17 protein-coding genes are annotated in these 17,934 nt (G+C 65.0%); 6 read left to right on the forward strand and 11 right to left on the reverse strand.

All coding sequences use genetic code 11. From position 1 onward, the window contains the following. Positions 1–480 precede the first annotated feature (480 nt). From JHE00_RS08910 to JHE00_RS08935, 6 genes are all read right to left on the reverse strand, one after another. Positions 481–2,850 carry a P-loop NTPase family protein gene (locus tag JHE00_RS08910; RefSeq protein ID WP_200316837.1) on the reverse strand — a complete coding sequence of 790 codons (2,370 nt, stop codon included), beginning with the start codon at positions 2,848–2,850 and terminating at the stop codon, positions 481–483. Then, positions 2,847–3,176 (reverse strand): hypothetical protein, encoded by a 330-nt coding sequence (locus tag JHE00_RS08915; protein WP_200316839.1) that lies wholly within the window; start codon positions 3,174–3,176, stop codon positions 2,847–2,849. Before JHE00_RS08915 ends, JHE00_RS08910 begins: the two co-directional genes overlap by 4 nt. Further along, positions 3,173–3,511: a WhiB family transcriptional regulator gene (locus JHE00_RS08920; RefSeq protein WP_200316841.1), complete on the reverse strand. Its 339-nt coding sequence runs from the start codon at positions 3,509–3,511 to the stop codon at positions 3,173–3,175. Before JHE00_RS08920 ends, JHE00_RS08915 begins: the two co-directional genes overlap by 4 nt. Further along, positions 3,508–3,714, reverse strand: a complete 207-nt coding sequence (locus tag JHE00_RS08925) for a helix-turn-helix domain-containing protein (protein WP_200316843.1) — start codon at positions 3,712–3,714, stop codon at positions 3,508–3,510. Before JHE00_RS08925 ends, JHE00_RS08920 begins: the two co-directional genes overlap by 4 nt. Before the next feature lie 185 nt (positions 3,715–3,899). After that, positions 3,900–4,604 carry a creatininase family protein gene (locus JHE00_RS08930; RefSeq protein ID WP_200316845.1) on the reverse strand — a complete coding sequence of 235 codons (705 nt, stop codon included), beginning with the start codon at positions 4,602–4,604 and terminating at the stop codon, positions 3,900–3,902. A gap of 10 nt (positions 4,605–4,614) precedes the next feature. Next, positions 4,615–5,826, reverse strand: coding sequence for a helix-turn-helix domain-containing protein (locus JHE00_RS08935; RefSeq protein WP_200316847.1), 1,212 nt, complete (start codon positions 5,824–5,826; stop codon positions 4,615–4,617). Positions 5,827–6,141: 315 nt separating this feature from the next. Here JHE00_RS08935 and JHE00_RS08940 point away from each other — a divergent pair, with 315 nt between their 5' ends. The 5 genes from JHE00_RS08940 (at position 6,142) to JHE00_RS08955 (ending at position 8,668) form a co-directional block, all read left to right on the forward strand. Further along, on the forward strand, positions 6,142–6,546 hold the full coding sequence (locus tag JHE00_RS08940) for a helix-turn-helix domain-containing protein (protein WP_200316849.1): 405 nt from the start codon (positions 6,142–6,144) through the stop codon (positions 6,544–6,546). A 402-nt stretch (positions 6,547–6,948) separates the two neighbouring features. Continuing rightward, positions 6,949–7,290 (forward strand): hypothetical protein, encoded by a 342-nt coding sequence (locus tag JHE00_RS35815; protein ID WP_307831864.1) that lies wholly within the window; start codon positions 6,949–6,951, stop codon positions 7,288–7,290. A gap of 205 nt (positions 7,291–7,495) precedes the next feature. After that, positions 7,496–7,756: a hypothetical protein gene (locus JHE00_RS34990; RefSeq protein ID WP_230423174.1), complete on the forward strand. Its 261-nt coding sequence runs from the start codon at positions 7,496–7,498 to the stop codon at positions 7,754–7,756. A gap of 256 nt (positions 7,757–8,012) precedes the next feature. Then, the gene (locus tag JHE00_RS36050) at positions 8,013–8,264 is read left to right on the forward strand and encodes a DddA-like double-stranded DNA deaminase toxin (protein WP_372440439.1); all 252 of its coding nucleotides are present in this window, start codon (positions 8,013–8,015) and stop codon (positions 8,262–8,264) included. Beyond that, entirely contained in the window at positions 8,261–8,668 is a 408-nt protein-coding gene (locus tag JHE00_RS08955; protein WP_200316852.1) for an Imm1 family immunity protein, read from the forward strand. The genes JHE00_RS36050 and JHE00_RS08955 overlap by 4 nt, the downstream gene beginning before the upstream one ends. Before the next feature lie 22 nt (positions 8,669–8,690). Here JHE00_RS08955 and JHE00_RS08960 read toward each other — a convergent pair whose 3' ends face one another. The 4 genes from JHE00_RS08960 to msrA form a co-directional block, all read right to left on the reverse strand. Then, the gene (locus tag JHE00_RS08960) at positions 8,691–12,056 is read right to left on the reverse strand and encodes a DEAD/DEAH box helicase family protein (RefSeq protein WP_200316854.1); all 3,366 of its coding nucleotides are present in this window, start codon (positions 12,054–12,056) and stop codon (positions 8,691–8,693) included. A 3-nt stretch (positions 12,057–12,059) separates the two neighbouring features. Next, positions 12,060–13,247, reverse strand: a complete 1,188-nt coding sequence (locus JHE00_RS08965) for a restriction endonuclease subunit S (RefSeq protein WP_200316856.1) — start codon at positions 13,245–13,247, stop codon at positions 12,060–12,062. Further along, the gene (locus JHE00_RS08970) at positions 13,244–14,716 is read right to left on the reverse strand and encodes a type I restriction-modification system subunit M (RefSeq protein WP_200316858.1); all 1,473 of its coding nucleotides are present in this window, start codon (positions 14,714–14,716) and stop codon (positions 13,244–13,246) included. The genes JHE00_RS08965 and JHE00_RS08970 overlap by 4 nt, the downstream gene beginning before the upstream one ends. Before the next feature lie 172 nt (positions 14,717–14,888). Next, a complete protein-coding gene (msrA, locus tag JHE00_RS08975) occupies positions 14,889–15,554 on the reverse strand; it encodes a peptide-methionine (S)-S-oxide reductase MsrA (RefSeq protein WP_200316860.1) in 666 nt (221 codons plus the stop codon). Between the two features lie 86 nt (positions 15,555–15,640). On the opposite strand from msrA, the gene JHE00_RS08980 reads away from it, so the two are divergent. Continuing rightward, on the forward strand, positions 15,641–16,717 hold the full coding sequence (locus JHE00_RS08980; RefSeq protein ID WP_200316862.1) for a hypothetical protein: 1,077 nt from the start codon (positions 15,641–15,643) through the stop codon (positions 16,715–16,717). Here JHE00_RS08980 and JHE00_RS08985 read toward each other — a convergent pair. Further along, positions 16,659–17,918: an acyltransferase family protein gene (locus JHE00_RS08985; protein WP_307831865.1), complete on the reverse strand. Its 1,260-nt coding sequence runs from the start codon at positions 17,916–17,918 to the stop codon at positions 16,659–16,661. The two genes, JHE00_RS08980 and JHE00_RS08985, sit on opposite strands and share 59 nt — an antisense overlap. Positions 17,919–17,934 lie beyond the last annotated feature (16 nt).

Below are 17,934 nucleotides of genomic sequence, written 5' to 3' on the forward strand. Positions count from 1 at the left end.
GCAACGCCCGGAGGACCTCAGGGACTTCCCTCAGCGACTCAGCTTTGCCGGTGAATCGCACTAGCCACCAGCAGAAGGCCAAAACAGCCAGCACGACGGAGACCGGAACGAAGAGCAATGCGACGACGACGTGCATAGCTTCCTCCTATGTGGCCCATGAGCCACTCTCAAACCTCGGAGGATGCATCTGCACGTGCATTCGGTTACCGAGCGACTTTACAGCAACCGTTCGCAACCACAAAGCGGGCGCCACGCCGATGCGGCGGGCGCCCGCTGGCATGGTACTAACCTTCCTCTTCGTTCCCATCTTCTTTCGCCACCGACCCAACGTTCGTGAACCTGATTCCGAGTAGCGTTGCTACTCTCTGCCACTTTTCTTCACTCCACTGCGGTGACTCTTGTGCCAGACGTTGGCCCCATTCGCGCGCGGTCTCGGTCTTCGTGTTGGCCGATCGGCACGAATCGCTGGATGCACGTCGGCTATGGGCCATCGCGACCCCGATCACGAGGACCGTCGTCCTCGACGGGGAGGGAGTCGGGTGGCGTGCATTCCGAGCCTCGATTTGCGGGACTTTCACGGCACTCTCGGGACTTGCCAGTCCGACTCCCCGATCCCTGTTCACGCTGGCCAGAAGGGGGATTTTGCCTGGGGAGGCGGTTGGGGAGAACTCCCCGGCTCCCCGGTCGGTCCCCGTTCGCTTCCCCGTGCCGTTCGGGCTCCTCGGCACGAGCCCGGGCGGCCAGCGCGGCGGCGACGGCGTCGGCGCGGACAACCTTCACGCCGTGCGACTTGACCGGCTCCGCGCCAGCCTCGGACAGCACGGCAGACAGGTCGGTGAACGTCCAATCGTCGTACTCAGCGGGGTTGAGCGTGGCCAGCCGAACGAGCACGGTTTGTGTGCGCACGCGGGCTTCTCCGTTCAGCACGTGCGTGATGTCGGCCAACGGGTCGACCGGCTCCGCCTCGTCCTCCTCTGCCGTCGCGGTGATCGTGCGCCCATTCTCGACCACCTGCGCCAGCGCGCGGGCGACGATCGGTGACACGAGGTCGAGGCCGTCTTCGAAGGGCACGTAGAACGTGCGGACCAGCTCCCATGCCTCGTCGGTGACCCCGACCGCTACGCAGGTGCCCCGGTCGGTCTTCATCCGCAACTCGGTCGCCCGGATGCCCGCGCGGTACTTGCCCGCGCCGAGTAGCCCGTCGTTGGCGATGTGGTCGGCGACGGCGAACGCGACGCCGCAGGAGACGTTGCGGGTGATCTCCTTCGGGATGCTGTCCTTCGTCGGCGACTGCGTCGCGAGTAGCAGGATGATTCCGTACTTGCGGCCTCGCTTGATCAGCCGGACGGCCAACTCCTCAGCCTGCTTGCCGTACTTCCTGTGCTGGAACAGCTCGTGACACTCGTCTATGGCCGCGACCAGCGGATGCAGGCCGAGCCCTGCCCTGTCGGCGAGCTTGCGCGACACCTTCGGCGGCTGTCCCGGCTGCGCACCGAGTGTCCGGCCGCGTCGCTCCATCTCCTCGGTCAACTCGCTCAGCGCTTGCACCGCGTCGGCCGCAACCTTGTCGTCCATGCCCATTCGGTAGCGGGTCAGCCGTGGCCGCAGCGGCTCGAAGTCCGGACTCTCTCCCATCACGAACACCCACAGCTCCGCTGTCGAGTCGAGCGCGGCGCCCAACGTCAGCGTCCGGAGTGCCGAGGTCTTGCCCTGCCCCGGTCGGCCGCCGATCAGCCAGTTGGCCTCGAACAATGGTGCATTGATGATCAGGCCACGTTGCGTGAGGCCGAACGGCACGCCATCGAAGAGGTCCACCGTCCCGTCGTGCAGCAACGGCCAATCGCCCGCACCGCCACCGAGGCTGCCCTTGTCGGCAATCCAGAGGTCCAGAACGCCGTCCTCGTCGGCCTTGGTCGGCCACGTCTCCAGCGCCGCGCGCCCGAGGTTCGCGGCCAGCGTGTCTCGGCGATCGGCCACCATTCCGGCTGTCACCCCGAGGGGAAGGCGTACCCGCGCGAACGTGCCGTCTCCGTCCTTGCGCGGTGCGATCAGGTACACCAACTGCCCGCCGTCTTTGAAGAACGCGTTCAACGGCGCGATCCCGAGATGAGCCAAGGCGCGCGAGATCATGCGCTCGTCTACCCATGAGTCCGCGTCGTCACGGTCGGGCTGGGTGAGCCACCCGGCGCCGGGTGTGCGGTCTCTGCCTTCCCACACCGCCGCGACCAACCAACCGACCGGACCCACCACGAGCAGCCACGGCGCCACCAGCCGGATTGCCGCGCCGAGGAAGTCCCGGACCTCGTAGACCACGACGAGCCAGCGCGGCATGTCCGCCCGGTCGAACAGCATCTCGAACAACGCCAGCACCACCAACAGTGCCAACGCCACAGCCGCGCCGATCACCGACCGTCGCAAAGCAATGCCGAGCTTGGCCCACCGCGTCTTCGCGTCTGCGCGGATGGCCTCCTGCGCCTCCCGACGAGCCTGCGGGTCGCCGGCCAGCCGTGCGGCTCGAACGTCCGCGCGTAGGTCACCATGCGTGGCCCACGTCCACGCCTTGCCGATCCAGCGGCCATGGCCGCGCACCATGAACCACAGCAGCCGACCCACATCCCGTGGCAACTTCCGCAGCCGATAGGCCAGCACCGAACGCCACCGCGCCGTACGCTCCGACTCCCGCACCCGACGCAGCACGTAGCCCGTGCACTCAACAGCCAGGCGCCGGATAACCGGCCCACGTGGACGGTCAACGGCCTCACTGTCCTCGTGCGACACCAGTTCCGCGTCGTACACCTTCGGAATCAGCTCGCCGCCCTGTTCCTGGCCGTGCTCACTCTGCGAGGTCATCGGCGACCACCCCGCCGCACGTCCACCGTGGTCACGGTCAACGACCGAGTGAGCGTGTACGACGAGAACAACGCCGGAAGCCCCAAGGCCGCCACCCTCAGCGCCCAGTGCGCACCGGGATAGGTCAACGCAAGCCACTGCACACCCGCGATCAACCCGGCACCGGCCACAACTCGGCCGGTCAACGACAACAGCCGTGCGCCCGAGCGCGCCGCGTCAGCCGCCGCCTTTGCGCGCCTGGCAGATGCCCGCCATACCCACAGCAGCAGCACCAGGACGGCCAGCGCCGCGAGCAGCTGCGTCGGAGTGAGATTGAGGTCGTTCATTGCAGCCCACCTCTCCGGCGCAACAGCCACGCCAGGTGGGCGGCCTCGTGCTCGACCTCGTCCAGCAGGCCCCACTCATCGAGTTTCGCGCCACCAGTCGTGCGGAACTCCCATTCCAGACACTCACGCCGCACAGGGCAGCTGGCACACAGCGGAGCAACCAACGCCCGGTCTGCTCGGGCGTCGCCGGTCCACTCGGGCTCGTCGGTGGCTGCGTTGATCCACAGGCACACCCCACGGCGCGCGACCAGGCCCGCCAAGACATCCGTCGGCGCTTGCGCGAGGTGATCCAGACCGGCAACGACCTCGGCAAGGCTCTCCTCTTCGTAGTTCATCGCTGCCCCCTCTCGCCGGGCAGAGGCAACAGCCGAGCGAGCGCGTGCGCAGGCACGACCAGCCGGGAACGACGGCGAACGGTAGGCAGCACTCCTACCCTGATCAGCCGGTGAACCTCCGAACGCGAAACGCCCAGAATCCACGCGGCTTCCCTGACTGAAGAGACACCGGAAAACCCGGCGTCAAACTTTTTGGTTTCCATTTGAACGTGATCCTTTGCTCGATTTCAGCCCGTCGGACGCGGGCCTAAATCGAGTAAAAGACGAAACAAGCGGCGACCTTGCGCGTGTTCTGAATAACTTCTATGCGCGCGAAGAATATAGCCAGAAGCAGGCGCCGCGCATATCAAATATGCGCGGCGCTCATAGAACAGAAAGTCAGGTCAGGCTATTCAGTAAGAACTTCCAACGTCGCGGCGAACGATTGGACGAGACTGTCGAGCGCGTCAGCCCCCTTCGTCGCAGTCGCCAGCGACGGGCGGCCGATGATTCCTCGCGTGGTGTAGCCCTGCATGCCTGTGACGAGCAGGTGCGGCCTGTCGGCCGCTTCGTGATCGCTGTCCTTGTATGTCTGCCCGACGAGCTCGGGGTGCTCGTTCAGGAGGATGGACGTCTCCCACTCGCCGCCGTGCATGTCCTCGCTCACGCCGGTCTCCATACCCGCATGCCGACGCGCCGCTTCAACATCTCGACGTCCGGGGAACAGGGCGAGCCTGCGCGCCGACACATTCGCTTCCTGCACGATGTTGGACAGCACGTAGTTGCCGCCGTGTCCGTTCACGAGCACGAGGTGCCGCACTGACGACCGTTCAAGGGACGCCTGCACGTCACCGATGATGTTGATCAACGTTCGTGAACTCAGGCTAACAGTGCCCGCGAAACCCTCGTGTTCATGCGAGCACGAGAAGGTGACCGGGGCCAGCGTGAGCACGTTGTACGCAGCCGCCAGTTTGTTCGCGATCACGCACGCTATAACCGTGTCGGTCGTGAGTGGGAGATGATTCCCGTGCTGTTCGAAGCTTCCGACAGGAAGAATGGCAACGGAAGCACCGCGGTCAGCAACATCATACGTCGTCGCGGTCGTGAACAGCATCGATTCCCTTTCATGTGCGCAGCGACCGAACTTGCCTTTCAAGTCGGCGGGCCTGCTCGTCCGCACCGATCGCCGCGAGAATACCAGGAATTTTCGCTAGTTGATCTTCGGTGCGCGACGATTTCGTTTCGCGCGCGATTCCTAACGCCCGGTCAGCAACGATCAACGCGTTGTCAACCTGACCATCTGTCGCATGCGCGACGGCGAGCCTGGCGAGGCACAGGCCCAAGTCACGGCGAAACTCCGGCTTCCAGCGGACCAGGCTGTCTTGAAGCGTGTTGATCGCCTCGTTGGCCTGCCCGAGCTCAACCCAGCAATGCGCCGCTTCCATCTCGATGTACTCAGGCGTGCAGTACCCCGTGAGGTCGACCTCGGAATCCGCCACGCGCCGTTCCGCGAACACGTGTGCCTGGTCGATGGCGTCGGCGCAAAGCTTCGCCTCACCCAGCTGCGCCAGCGCGTGCGCACGCTGACGTAGGGCAACCGCTCGATACCCCGGCGGAAGCTGCGAGGCCTGCTCCAGCGCCGAGTCCGCGAGCCTCAAGGCCAGGTCGGAGCGCTTCGCGTCGGTCGCGATGTTGCTGCGCCGCATGAGCACGTAGGAGGCCAGCGTGTCGTCGGAGGCCTCCTGTGCATAGTCCAGCGCGACGCTGGACATCTGCATGGCGCTGTCGAGCTGCCCTGTGTCCTGGTAGGCCCACCCAGCGAACTCGGCATAACGAGCGCCTACGTAGAGCAGCTGTTGACGATCTTTACCGCTGGCGTCCGCCAGCAGAGTCTCCACATAGCGCAGCTGCAACGGCATCAGGTCCAGCACCGATTGCGGACCGACGAGGTTGTCTGTGCTTGAGTACTGGTCCAGCGTACGCAGAAGCATGTCAGCCAGCGCCGAGTCCGTATGCATGCTCGTGGCCGCGACCACCGGACCGTCAGGCAACGCGAACACATCCGTGGAGCGCTGAGCAGGCACGTCGGCAGTCTCGGGCAGCGAGAACCACAGCAGCTCCGGCGGCATCTTGAGGGCCTGCGCAAAGTGCACGAGCTTGTCCAGCGCGTCGACCTTGTTGCGGCCCGACTCGATACGGCTGAGCTGCGACTGCGTCACCGTGCCAAGCCAACGGCTGACGGTCTCCTGCGGCAGCGCCCGGTGACCGTGAGCGGGGTGATACCGGTAAGCGCGCAGAACCGCGCCCATGTCACGTGTCGCGAACGCGTCTCGCATCTGGTCCGTGTGCCAGAAGTCCGTCCCGAACTCGGGCGCGTGATCCGATCCGATGCCGCTGGCCTGCCGACAGGGCGCGCAGATACTAACCCGGCTCTCGCGCGCAAGGCGACTACCGCAGCGCATGCAGTACCGGCCCATATGCACCCACCCCCTCCCGTGGTGGCCCGTGCTGGTCCTGCGTCGCCCAGTGTAACTCCTGGTCAGCGTCCGTATGCGCGTCGCGCATAGAAGTCATGCGCGACGAGGGCTTCTCTGGCCTTGCCACGACCATAACGTTCCCCGCGTTCGACCAAGCGAGAAGGGATACGGCGGATGGCCAGTCACGATGTCGTCGATATTCACCGCCGCGCGCTGTCCGACTATCGAATAGCCCTCGGACTCGAACTCCGGGACCGACGGCAGCGCGCCGGGTATTCGTTCGATCAACTCGCCTCGCGGTGCCGTATCCCCGCCGAGACGTTGCGCGCTTACGAGAAGGGCTCCTCACTCCCACAGCTCGTACGCACCGACAGCATCGGCAAGGCGTACGGCGAAGGCATGTTCGGTCCGTTAGTGGGCGCTGCCCGGTACGTCTACCGCGCGGCTGGCCAGCAAGCGCCAACGCCAGCGACGACACAACCCATCACGCTCGCGCTCTACTCGCTGCTGTTCTACGGCGGGGTCACGCCCGACCAACTCCGCGAGCTGGACCTCTCCCTCGATTTCACGGACGACTGACATGGCGACAACGAGAGCAACACGCCACCCGCGCTACACCACGTGGTTCCTGTGCGTCCTCGACGGCCACGATCACGCCGTCGAGGACGAGGCGTTCGCCGCTGGTCGAGCGCACGGCACCGGTGAGTATCGCGCCGTCTGTGGCCACATGGTCGCGGTATCGGCGGCCATCGTCCCGAACGGCCCACCCTGTCGCGCGTGCCTCGCAGCTCTCAGCGAGCCCGCCACGGTCCCGATACCTCGAAAGGTCCACCGGCACGAGCGAAGCGGCATCGTGCGTCGCCTGCTGGGCCATGTGGCCCCCACTCCGACCGAGCGGTCGGAGTCAAGCCCTGGCGGGAGCGAGCAGCACAGCTCCCCGGCGTTCGCTCCCGCCGGGCTCCACCGGACGGAGCCCAGCGCATGAACGACGGCGTGATGCTCGCGCGCCCCGCCCACGGCGTCGTCAGCGAGACCCAGCGCGTCACCCACGTGTTCCCGCTACCGGACACGGCAACGCCACCACGGCGCATCACGGCCTTGTGTGGCGCCTCGTTCGGCCCAGGGCAGCTACTCCGGCTCGACAACCCCACCGGCATGCCCTGCGAACGCTGCCTCGCACGCACCCCACAGCAAGACGGCGAACCGATCTCGTCTGGTCAACGGCTGGACGAGATCGAACAAGCCGTCCACAGCCTGCAAACACAGGTCGACGGGATCAAGACCGCGCTCGCCGCGCTCACCGACAACCACGGCGACCCGTAGCGACCGCACAGAGACCGCGCGGATGGCGTCAACGGGTCTATGCGGCAGTACGGTCCGCGCTCCTTTCGCCCGAAGTACGCCCACGATCCCCCGGGGACACGGGGGTAGGCGTAGCTGCGCCATCCGCGCCCCCATCGGCGGGCCGCCACAGTACGGCGAACCACGACCACCCATAGCGACCGAACACCGAGTTGAGAGGGAAGCGATGGCCTCGCATGAAGAGACGCTGGCAGCACTGCACAACGCGTCGGGCAGGTGCAACGACATTCAAGGCGGCATCCTGGCCCAAGCGCAGGAAGTGGACAACATCCTGCAACAACTCCTCGCCGCGCTCGGCAACACCGAGGTCGGCAACATGCTTCACGGGCAAGCAGCGCAGGCCAAGGAAGCTCTCGGCACCGCCTCGGCGGCCATGGCGCAGCTCCGGGAGGGCGTCGACGCCACCCTGCAACGATTTCAAGGCTGAGCAGGGAACCAGCGCACCCACTGCGAGTCAGGAACGGTCGACTCCGCAGGACATCATCCGCAACCGGCACGGCGACCGCTACCCGATCGAAGCAGCACCCATCCCCGAGAGACTTCCGCCCCGGGTCCGCAGGGGCGAGGCCAACCCCCGGCTCGTCGCGTTCCCCGAACTCGGCGGAAGAAAACTCGGACACATCACGCCCGACCGTGACGACCCGTGGACCGGCGAGGCACGAACCGAGCTGGTCAAGCGAGGAATCCCGAACGCCGTTGCCCGGCGACTGGCCAACCACGTCGAAATGAAGACAGCCACGATGATGATCAGACTCGGTGAACGACACGGAAGGCTCACCCTCAACCACGCTCCATGCGGGTCGGAACCGGGAGCGACGGGCGGCTGTCACGAGTACCTACCCGATATCCTCCCGGCGGGGTTCTCGCTGACCGTGCTCGGCACAGACGTCAACGGCACACCGTTCAAGCGCACCTACAAGGGGACAGCACCATGACCGATCTACTCGACCTGACGGGCTTCCGTGTCGAAGACGTACCCGACGCAACCCAGTTCGTCGCCCACGTGCGCGAGTTCGCCGCACAAGACCGCGACGCTGCGCACTTCTGGGTCATCGCAGCCGGACCAACAGACGTTCGGCATGACGACCACGTAGAACTCGAATTCGGCGTCAGCAACGAGCCCGGCATCGGCGCACTCACCTTCGGCCAACGCGACGATCAATACGTCCCCGCCATCGGCACCAACGACGAGGAAGTCAGCTACCAACTCGCCGGTCTGCACCCCTCATACCTGCCCGCCAAGGCGGAAGTCCCCCTGGACGACATGCTCGCGGCGCTAGCACAGTTCATTCGCACCCACCAACGTCCGACCAGCATCGAGTGGGTTCCTGCCGACTGAAGAAGGCGCTCGGATCCGACTATCAGGCAACGTCCGCAGGAATGGCTGTACTCTTGATCCGCTGGAGTGTGTCGACGATGATCTCGACATCCTCAGTCGGGAAGGTGACGTCGATCCCGGTGGGCGCGTAGTCGGTGTATGGCGACTCGTAAAGCCGCCGAGGCTCCACTACTCCGTTGGACGTGAGCTCTTCGACGATCATGTTGATGATGCGGATTTGTTCAGCCGTGAAGTGCTCACTGTCGAGGTAGCGCGCGAACGCGTCCTGGGCCGCTACGCGATCGAGACCGATCAATGAACGAACGAACAGACCGAGACCACCGCTTTGCTCTGCGACGGAATTCAGCTCGGACTGATCCCCCACGCCGCAGGACAACAACATCTCTTCCAGGGCCGCCAGGTCCTCGGCGGTGAGCTGCCTGTTGCGCCGTAGCCGCTGGAGGGCGACGTGGTCCTCGTGCCGTGTCAGGCACGCGAGCACCTTGGCTCGGAATCGTGCCTGGTTGATCCCGGGCGACGTGCCGGGCAGCGCGACCTCGGTGGGCGCGACGAGTTCGTCGGTGAAGTCGGCATACACCGGGTCGCGCTTGCCGGGTTCGACGAGTCGGACGAGCCCACGCAGCCGCAACCGTGCTTGTTCCAGCATGGGCAGGGTGACGTCGACCCACCAGCGGTCGCCGGCAACGGCTTCAATGATTTCGCGATGCTCAGCCACGGAGGGCACGTTCGGGATCATGCGCACGAGTGAGTCAGCGAGCTCCTGTACCTTCTCGCGCGCTCGTTCGGCCGTGGCCGTGTCGCCTTCGAGCTGCGCGAGTTCACGGCACAACATCAGGAGATCGAAGCGCTTAGCGTGCTCGTCCGAATCGCGATGGGCGGACGGGAGGCCGGCCAGTTCCCGCGCGCTGGTGCGGTCCTCGTCGGACAGCGGCGATTCCCACACGGTCCACGTTGCGAATCGCTCAACGTTTCGTCGATGCGGCCGCACGAGCACGTTGTCGACGTTCATTCCCGCGACGAGCTCGTGCAACGTGCGTGCCGCGCGCTCGCGAACGTCGGGGTCAAGGTGTTGCTGGTCCAGGAAGCCGACGATGTCGAGCCGCGCCTCGAAGAGTTTCTGCGACAGCGACTTCTGTACCGCAGCTTCGGGTGCTGGCATGTCCTGGCTGAAGAACTCGAGGTTGCCACAGAAGTCGAAGACGTAGAAGTTCTCCTTGTCCCTGCCTGGGCCGAACAGGTCGGGGTGAAGGCGCGTGCCGCGGCCGATCATCTGCCAGAACTTAGACGTGGTCCACACCTGTTTGAAGAAGACGAGGTTGACGACCTCCGGGACGTCGATGCCGGTGTCGAGCATGTCCACGGAGATCGCGATGTGCGGGGACTTGTCGGCCTGCGAAAAGTCGTCGAGGAGGCTTTGCGCGCGTTCGGTCTTGTGCGTGATGACGCGGGCGAACTGTCCGCCGTACTCGGGCCACTGTTCGTCGAAGCGCCGCTGGATGAACTCGGCGTGCCGCTGGTTGTTGGCGAAGATGATCGTCTTTCCAAGCCGGTCGCCGCCTGCGATCTTGTGTCCGTCCGCCATAACGGTGGCCAGCACCTTGTCCACGGTGTCTTCGTTGAACAGGAACCGGTTGACTTCCTGGGCATCGATCTCGGTGGGGGCGGGCTCGTCCTCGCCCCAGTCGAGCGCGTCCCACTCGTCCTGTTCTTCCTCGGGCAGGTCCCCGTAGCGGATGCCCTGCCGCAGGAACTTCGTGCCGAGAGACACGCCCTTCGGGGGGACAAGCCAGCCGTCCGCGACGGCCTCCTCCAGCGAATAGCTGTCGGTGGGAACACCGTCCTCGAGGTTGAACAGCCGGTACGTGCTGCGGTTGACGTCGTCCTTCGGCGTCGCGGTGAGGCCGAGCAACAGGCTGTCGAACCAGTCGAAGATCGCGCCGTACTTGGCGAACACCGAGCGGTGGGCCTCGTCGATCACGACGAGGTCGAAGTACCCGGGACCGTACTTTCGCTCACCTTCGAACTCGTTGATCAGGTTGAGCATGGTCGGATAGGTGGCCACGCACACGCGGCCGTCGGCGTTCTTCTCCGTCAGCAGGTTGACCACGGGCACTGACGGCAGCTGCTGTTTGAAGACGTTGACGGCCTGGTTGACCAGTGCGGTGCGGTCGGCGAGGAACAGGACCCGCTTGACCCAGTTGGCCTTGGTCAGCTGCTCGACGAGGGCGACGACGGTGCGGGTCTTGCCGGAACCGGTCGCCATCACGAGCAACGCTTGCCGTTGCTTGGCCTCGAACGTCGCGCCGACGGCCTTGATCGCGCGTTCCTGGTACGGCCGTCCCGCGATGGCACGGTTGATCGGTGCAGCGGCGAGAGACTTGCGCGTCTGTCGGCGTTGGATGAGCAGTTCGAGTTCGTCGCGCGTGTAGAAGCCTTGAATCTCGCGGGGCGGGTATCCGGCGGCGTCGTCCCAGATCCAGTGTTCGTAGCCGTTGGTGTAGAAGATGACCGGACGCCGGCCGAACTGGTTTTCCACGCAGTCGGCGTAGAGCTTGGCCTGGTTGCGGCCGACCTCGGGGCTCCGATTCGTGCGCTTTGCCTCGATAACTGCAAGCGGTAGGCCGTCGGCTCCCCACAGCACGTAGTCGACATACCCGCGACCATTGTTTGGCGGCATTCCGGTGACGTGGTATTCCCGGTCGCGGTCGTCGTCGAGCGCCCAGCCGGCCTCGTGGAGCACGAGGTCGATGAACGCGCGGGTGTCGGACTCGTTGTAGTTGCGATCGTCGGTGGCGGTGTTGGCGGCCTGCGCGGCTTTGATCTGTCGCTGGAGGTCGGCGATCTCCGCTTCGTACTTGGCGAGGAGTTCTTCCTTGTCGGCGAGTTCCTTGGCGCGTGCGGCGTCCTGCGCGGCGAACTGCTCCTCGAGCCGTTTGATCTCCTCATGTGACAGCGGCGCCGCCGTGGCCGCGACCTTCGGGTCGAACCTGGCCTCGACGGGGACGGCTTGCGGGTGGGGCGAGTGGTGGAACGCCGCCCAGATGAGTACGTGGTGCAGTTCCCGCAGCACGGCGTCCGCGATCTCCTGGCGGACGGCCCGGGTTTCGTGGACAGCGGCGTTCCCGGCCTTCCGGATGAGGTCGAGCTTCTTGGCGATCGCCGGCCCTGTGACCGCCTTGAATGCCGCGTCATGCAGATGCCCGTTCAGATCGTTCCGATACGGCGCTTTGAGGCCGAGCACGTCGAACAGGTGCGTGACCAGCCGCTCGATCGTCCGGCGACTGTAGAAGCATGCGGAACGCGGGTCGGTGGAGACGTACGACTCCGCCTTGGTGCAATCGTCGTGGACAACCGGCAACGCGACACCGACGAAATCGAAGTTCCCCATACCCTAGAGCTCCCCCCGGAACGCTCTCGCCTGCAATGACGCGAAGAGTCCATTGTCCGCATCCAACGCCCGCTGCACAACCGCCCGCTGAGCGTTGATCTGCTTGACACGAGCAGCGAATTCACGTTGCAAATCAAGTGGTGGCAGCTCGATTGGTAACTTCGAAAGGCGAGCCTTGGAGATATTGGGCATGCTCGCTGCGGAACCACTCGCAAGATCACGAACCATGTGGCGCTTCCGCGGGTTCATCATGAGAGCCTGAAAATACCATGGATTGACACGGGACCTGTCAAGGTGGAGACGAAAGATGAGATCAGGCAGCAATAAACGAGGCCGCGTCTCATCGGCAATCGCTACTGCACCGACCAGGTCTCGGGTATTTTTACGGGTCATTAGCACATCTCCGGAAGTTACCTCATTGGCTGCCATTGACCCTATTTCATCCAGGTATGCCTTGTTCTCTTCTTGTCGGAAAACTCCGTAGGTTACGGCTCCGAGCTTGAGAACTCCCCACTCGCCATTCTCGGCTGCGCGTGTTTCACATTTGGGGCTAGCTCCGCTATCTATATGTCGGACTATTTCATTGAAAAAAGCGGTATCCCATCGTTCGCCGCCAACGACACCAAACATGTCGTGGAAGATGGATTGAGTGAGGACGTCGAGGTGACCGAGGACCTGGCGACGCTTGACGCGGACGGCGTCAGCCTGATCGAGAATCCCAGCAATCCGTCGTTGCTCGCTTGGAGCCGGCAGGGGAATCCTGATGTTCTCCAACACGCGTGACTCGAGCTTCTTTGTTCCATGAGCTGCGGTGCCGACTTGCTTAAGGATGGCCTCGTGCTGTGCGCGCAGGACGGCGGACAGATAGCTCGGGTCAATGTCTTCCCGGGGCAGTAAAGCTTTAAGATCTTGATTGATCGCTGCATCAACATCAAGGGTGGCGACGGGGACTGTATGAGCCAAGATCATACCTCGCACGACCAGGACTACAGTTCCCGCCGGAATCTTACGCAAGGACGTTTCCCTGAAGACCTCGTCAGTAACATGATTATCTGATTCAGCGAGTCGTAGGGATTTCATGTGCTTTGCGCTAAACCAAGGAACATCGCCATCCCAGAACTTGGACTCCCTCTTCGAAGGCGTACCGCCGCTGTAGAAATCAACTACTTCACCGAGTGCGACTGTCCTCATGACAGCATCGCCTTCAGCTCCGCCATCTCCTTGGCGATCTCGTCGTTAAGCTGCTCGACGTCAGCGACGATCTCTAACGGTGCGCGGTGCTCCACTTCCTCGTGGATGACCTCCTTGTAGCGGTTGATCGAGAGGTCGTAGCCCTGAGCGGCGATCTCGTCCTTGGGCACGGTGAAGGACTGCTCCATGCGCGCGCGGTCCCGTTCGGTGGTGGTGCGCGCCTTCCAGCGTTCCAGCACGTCGGGCAGGTCGTTGGCCTCGGTCGGCTGACGCTTGTCGTCCAGCGAGAGCCCATCGGCCTGCACGTCGTAGAACCAGACGTGGTCCGTACCGCCGTCGTTGGTCTTGGTGAAGCAGAGGATCGCGGTCGACACACCAGCGTACGGCTTGAACACACCGGAGGGCAGCTTCACGACGGCGTCGAGCTTCTGGTCCTCGACGAGTGTCTTGCGCAGGTCCTTGTGCGCCTTCGACGAACCGAACAACACGCCGTCCGGCACGATCACCGCGGCCCTGCCGCCCGGCTTGAGCAGCTTCAGGAACAGCGCGAGGAACAGCAGCTCCGTCTTCTTGGTTTTGACGACTCGCTGCAGGTCCTTGGACGTGGTCTCGTAATCCAGCGATCCCGCGAACGGCGGATTCGCGAGGATCAAGGAGTACTTCGCGCTGTCCTCGCTCGCGCCCTCGGAGAGAGAGTCCCGATAACGGATGTCGGGCGACTCGATGCCGTGTTGGAGCATGTTCATGCTGCCGATGCGGAGCATGGTGGAGTCGAAGTCGTAACCGTGGAACATTTTACGGTGGAACTGTGTGCGCTGCGCCTCGTCGTACAGCGCTTTGCCGTGCTTGTCGCGGATGTGCTCGGCAGCGGCCACCAGAAAGCCGGCCGTGCCGCACGCCGGGTCGCAGATCTCGTCGCCGGGCTTCGGCTCCATCATCTCGACGATCGTCTTGATGATGTGGCGTGGTGTGCGGAACTGACCGTTCGTCCCCGCGCTGGCGATCTTGGAGAGCAGGTACTCGTAGAGGTCGCCGTTGGTGTCGCGGTCCGCCATGTCGATGCGGTCGAGCATTTCGACGACCTTCGTCAGCAACGTCGGCGTCGGAATGGTGAACCGAGCGTCTTTCATGTGGCCGGAGTAGGTGGAGCGCTCCCCATCCGAGTTCTCGCCAAGTCCCCGCAGGAACGGGAAGGCCTCCTCGGAGACCACCTTGAACATGGCGTCCGGCGCGTACTCCTTGAAACGCTTCCAGCGTAGGTGCCCCTGCTCGCGCAGGAAGGTCGGGTTCTCGATCAGCTCGCCCGTGGTCCGCGCCTTATACTCGTGCAGGGTCTGCACCTCGTCGAGCCGCCTCAGGAACAGCAGGTAAGTGATTTGTTCGATCACCTCGAGCGGGTTGGAGATCCCTCCGGACCAGAACGTGTCCCATACCCGGTCGATCTTGCTCTTCAGCTCACCCGTAATCACAGCAGGCAACTCTAGTGACCCCTCCGTCAGACATCGGCGGGTAGGAGTCGCCTCGCGTGCAGCGGGCGTTACACCTGGCAGCGCGGAGCGACCGGCCTCGTTCTATTCATCAACACCGCGGCACCTGCGGCATCAAGACACCGTCGTGATGTAGCGCTCCGTTGCCCACCGGCTACTCACTGACGCCCAACCCCACTGGGCAGCTCACGCCCGTGCCACCCAAGCCGCAGTAGCCGTTCGGGTTTTTATTGTCCGAAAGGTACTGCTGGTGGTAGTCCTCCGCGTAGTAGAACTCCCGCAGCGGCGCCAGCTCGGTGGTGATCTCCCCGTGGCCCGCCGCGCTCAGCGCCGACTGGAACGTCGCCCGCGACGCCTCGGCCTCCTCGCGCTGGGTGTCGTCCACGTAGTAGATCGCCGAGCGGTACTGGGTGCCGACGTCGTTGCCCTGCCGCATGCCCTGCGTGGGGTCGTGCCCCTCCCAGAACACCTTCAGCAGCTGCTCGTACGAGACCTGCTTCGGGTCGTAGACCACAAGCACGGCCTCGGTGTGCCCCGTGAGGCCGGAACACACTTCCTCGTAGGTCGGGTTGGGCGTGTGCCCACCCGCGTAGCCCACCGCCGTCGAGTAAACACCGGATGTCATCCAGAACAACCGTTCCGCGCCCCAGAAGCAGCCGAGCCCGAACACGGCCGTTCTCGAGCCCTCGGGGAACGGGGGCTTGATACGGCGGTCTGGGTAGACGGCGTGCAGGTCAGGGGTGGTGAGCGGCTGGTCACGCCCGGGAATGGCTTCCTCGGCGGACACGAGCTTCGATTTGTCTCGACCGAACCACGACATGAGTCAATCCTAGGTGACGGGATGTCCTTCCAAGGGGTGACGCAATACTGTGCATGCGCACGGTCGTGTTCGTCAGGGGGTTGTTGATGACTTGGCAGGATGAGTTGCGACGTCTCGACGCCGAGCTCGCCTCCGGCTCGATCTCCCACGAGCTGCATCGACGCCGCCGGGAGGACATCCTGGCCGAGGTGTCGGGCAGTCCCGTGGTGTCGCCGTTCGCCTCGGGGCGCGATGAAGCGAGTGGAGCTCCCCAGTGGGAGGCGGCCAACCCCGCGGCCGACGCGGCGTTGCCTCCCGGGCAGCAACCCACCGCACCGGCGCCCGTTCCTCAGCAACAACCGCAACAGCAGCCGCCGCCTCCGCAGCCCCAGCAGCAGCCGGCACCCGCACCGGAGCCACCCAAGGTGACTCCGGCCTCCCTGCTGGCGAACAAACGGCCCACCTCGGCACCGAGCCCTGCCGACACCGAGCTGACAATGCCGATCAGCAGGTACGAGGCCCGGGCCGAGTACCCGCCGGTGCCCCCGCCCTCGCCGCAGCGCGACGGCTCGCGGCGCACGTGGCTGCTCATCGCGGCGGGGGTGTTCGTCGCGCTCGTCGCCGTGATCGGCGGCGCGTGGTGGTTCGGCGGCATCGGGGGCGACAACGGCACCGACGCCGCGCAGGACAACCCGCCGGCGGCCTCCCAGGACGCCCCTCCGGCCGACGTCAAGCTCGAGGACAAACTCCCCGTGCTGCCCGGCCAGCAGAACGGGGACAACTCCACCATGTCGGTGAACAAGGGCGCCGAGCTCGGCCTGTACCCCGAGTCGTCGGCCGACATCTTCACCGAGGCCGGCGCGAAGGAGATCGTCTACCGCGCCTCGACCGACGGCGACACCGCGTACTTCATGCTGGTGCTCCCGATGGACTCGCCGGACGGCGCGAACACCGTGGTGGACCGGATGAGTGAGCTGATGCTCGGCGCGGGCTTCTCCGAGCAGCAGCAGGCCACCATGACCGGTGAGCTTGGCGAGCGCACCCTCAACGGTACCTGGTACGCCTCGGGCGACGTCGCGGTGAACCTGTGGGTCTCGCAGCCGACCGCGAGCGTCTCGGACGAGCTCAGCGGACTCGCCGAGGAGGCGGTCGCCGAGGTGCGTGGGGCCTTGCCACAGGCCTGAACCTGACCGTGTCGGCCTCGGCAAGGTTCTGTGGCCGGGGCGGACGGGGCGGCCGCGGCGTGGGCCTCGGTGGCCGTGGTGGGGGCGGTGGCGGCGGATCGGGCTCGGGTTTCTCCCGCTTGGGCGCCACCAGGTACTTGCGCAACCTGCGCTGGGTCGGCGCCTCGACCAGGCACCACGACAGCACACCGAACAGGTAGGCGGCCGGCACCGCGAACGCCATCAGCACCCACTGGTTGTTCACCCCGGCGGCGATGATGATCTGTTGCAGCGGGAACGCCCAGATGTAGAGCCCGTAGCTGCCGAAGTAGAGCCTGCCGTCGGCCTGGAACCACGTCGGCCAGTGGTGGGCGATCACGATCGCGCCGTAGCTCGCCGAGATCGCGAGCAGGTAGCGGTCCAGCGGCGTCCAGTGCGCGGCGATCCACCCGGCGAACAACACGATCGCGACGGGCCCGTTGCGGGGGATCCGATCTCGGAAGGTGTGCAGCACCATGCCGATGGCGAAGGGCACCATGAACGAGATCGTGGAGCCGATCGGGATCTCGATGAGCGAGCCGACGTTGCCCTGGAAACCGAACGTGGCCTCGAACATCCCGTCCAGCACCAGCAGCGTGGCGAGCACCGGCAGCACGACGTAGCGGGTGACGCCGAACACGACCAGCAGCCCGATCACGAGGACGAGCACGTAGCCCATCAGCTCCATCGGCAACGTCCACAGTGAGCCGTTGACCGACCACGGGTACGGGTTGTCGGCGAAGACGCCGGGCAGCACGTGCTGCAGCAGGAACAGCAGCGACGTACCCACGAGGTAGCGCCACGTCTGCTGGTCCGAGAAGTAGTCACCTGCCGAGAGGTTGGTGAACAGGGGCCCGATCACCAGCGTCGTAATGAACACCACGGCGATCAGCGGTGGCAGGATCCGCAGCAGCCGCCTGCCGCTGAACCGCCACCACGAGGGGTCGCGCTCCCAGCTGTCGCTGATCTGCCAGCCGCTCATCGCGAAGAAGCCCATGAGAGCGACGTAGCCGGGCGAGGCGTGCCAGCTCGCGGGGAAGATCGTGAGGCGTTCGGGGTGGATGAGCGGCGAGCTGTGGTCGATCACCACCGTGATGGCGCCGAACAGCCGCAGCCACGCGAACCCGATATTCGGGTCGGCGTACTCCTTGAGCCTGCGCCGCTTGCCCCTGGTGCGAGCCACTCGTCCCCCCGGTGCC

The sequence above is a fragment of the Prauserella cavernicola genome (assembly GCF_016595675.1).
Lineage (GTDB): Bacteria > Actinomycetota > Actinomycetes > Mycobacteriales > Pseudonocardiaceae > Prauserella_A > Prauserella_A cavernicola.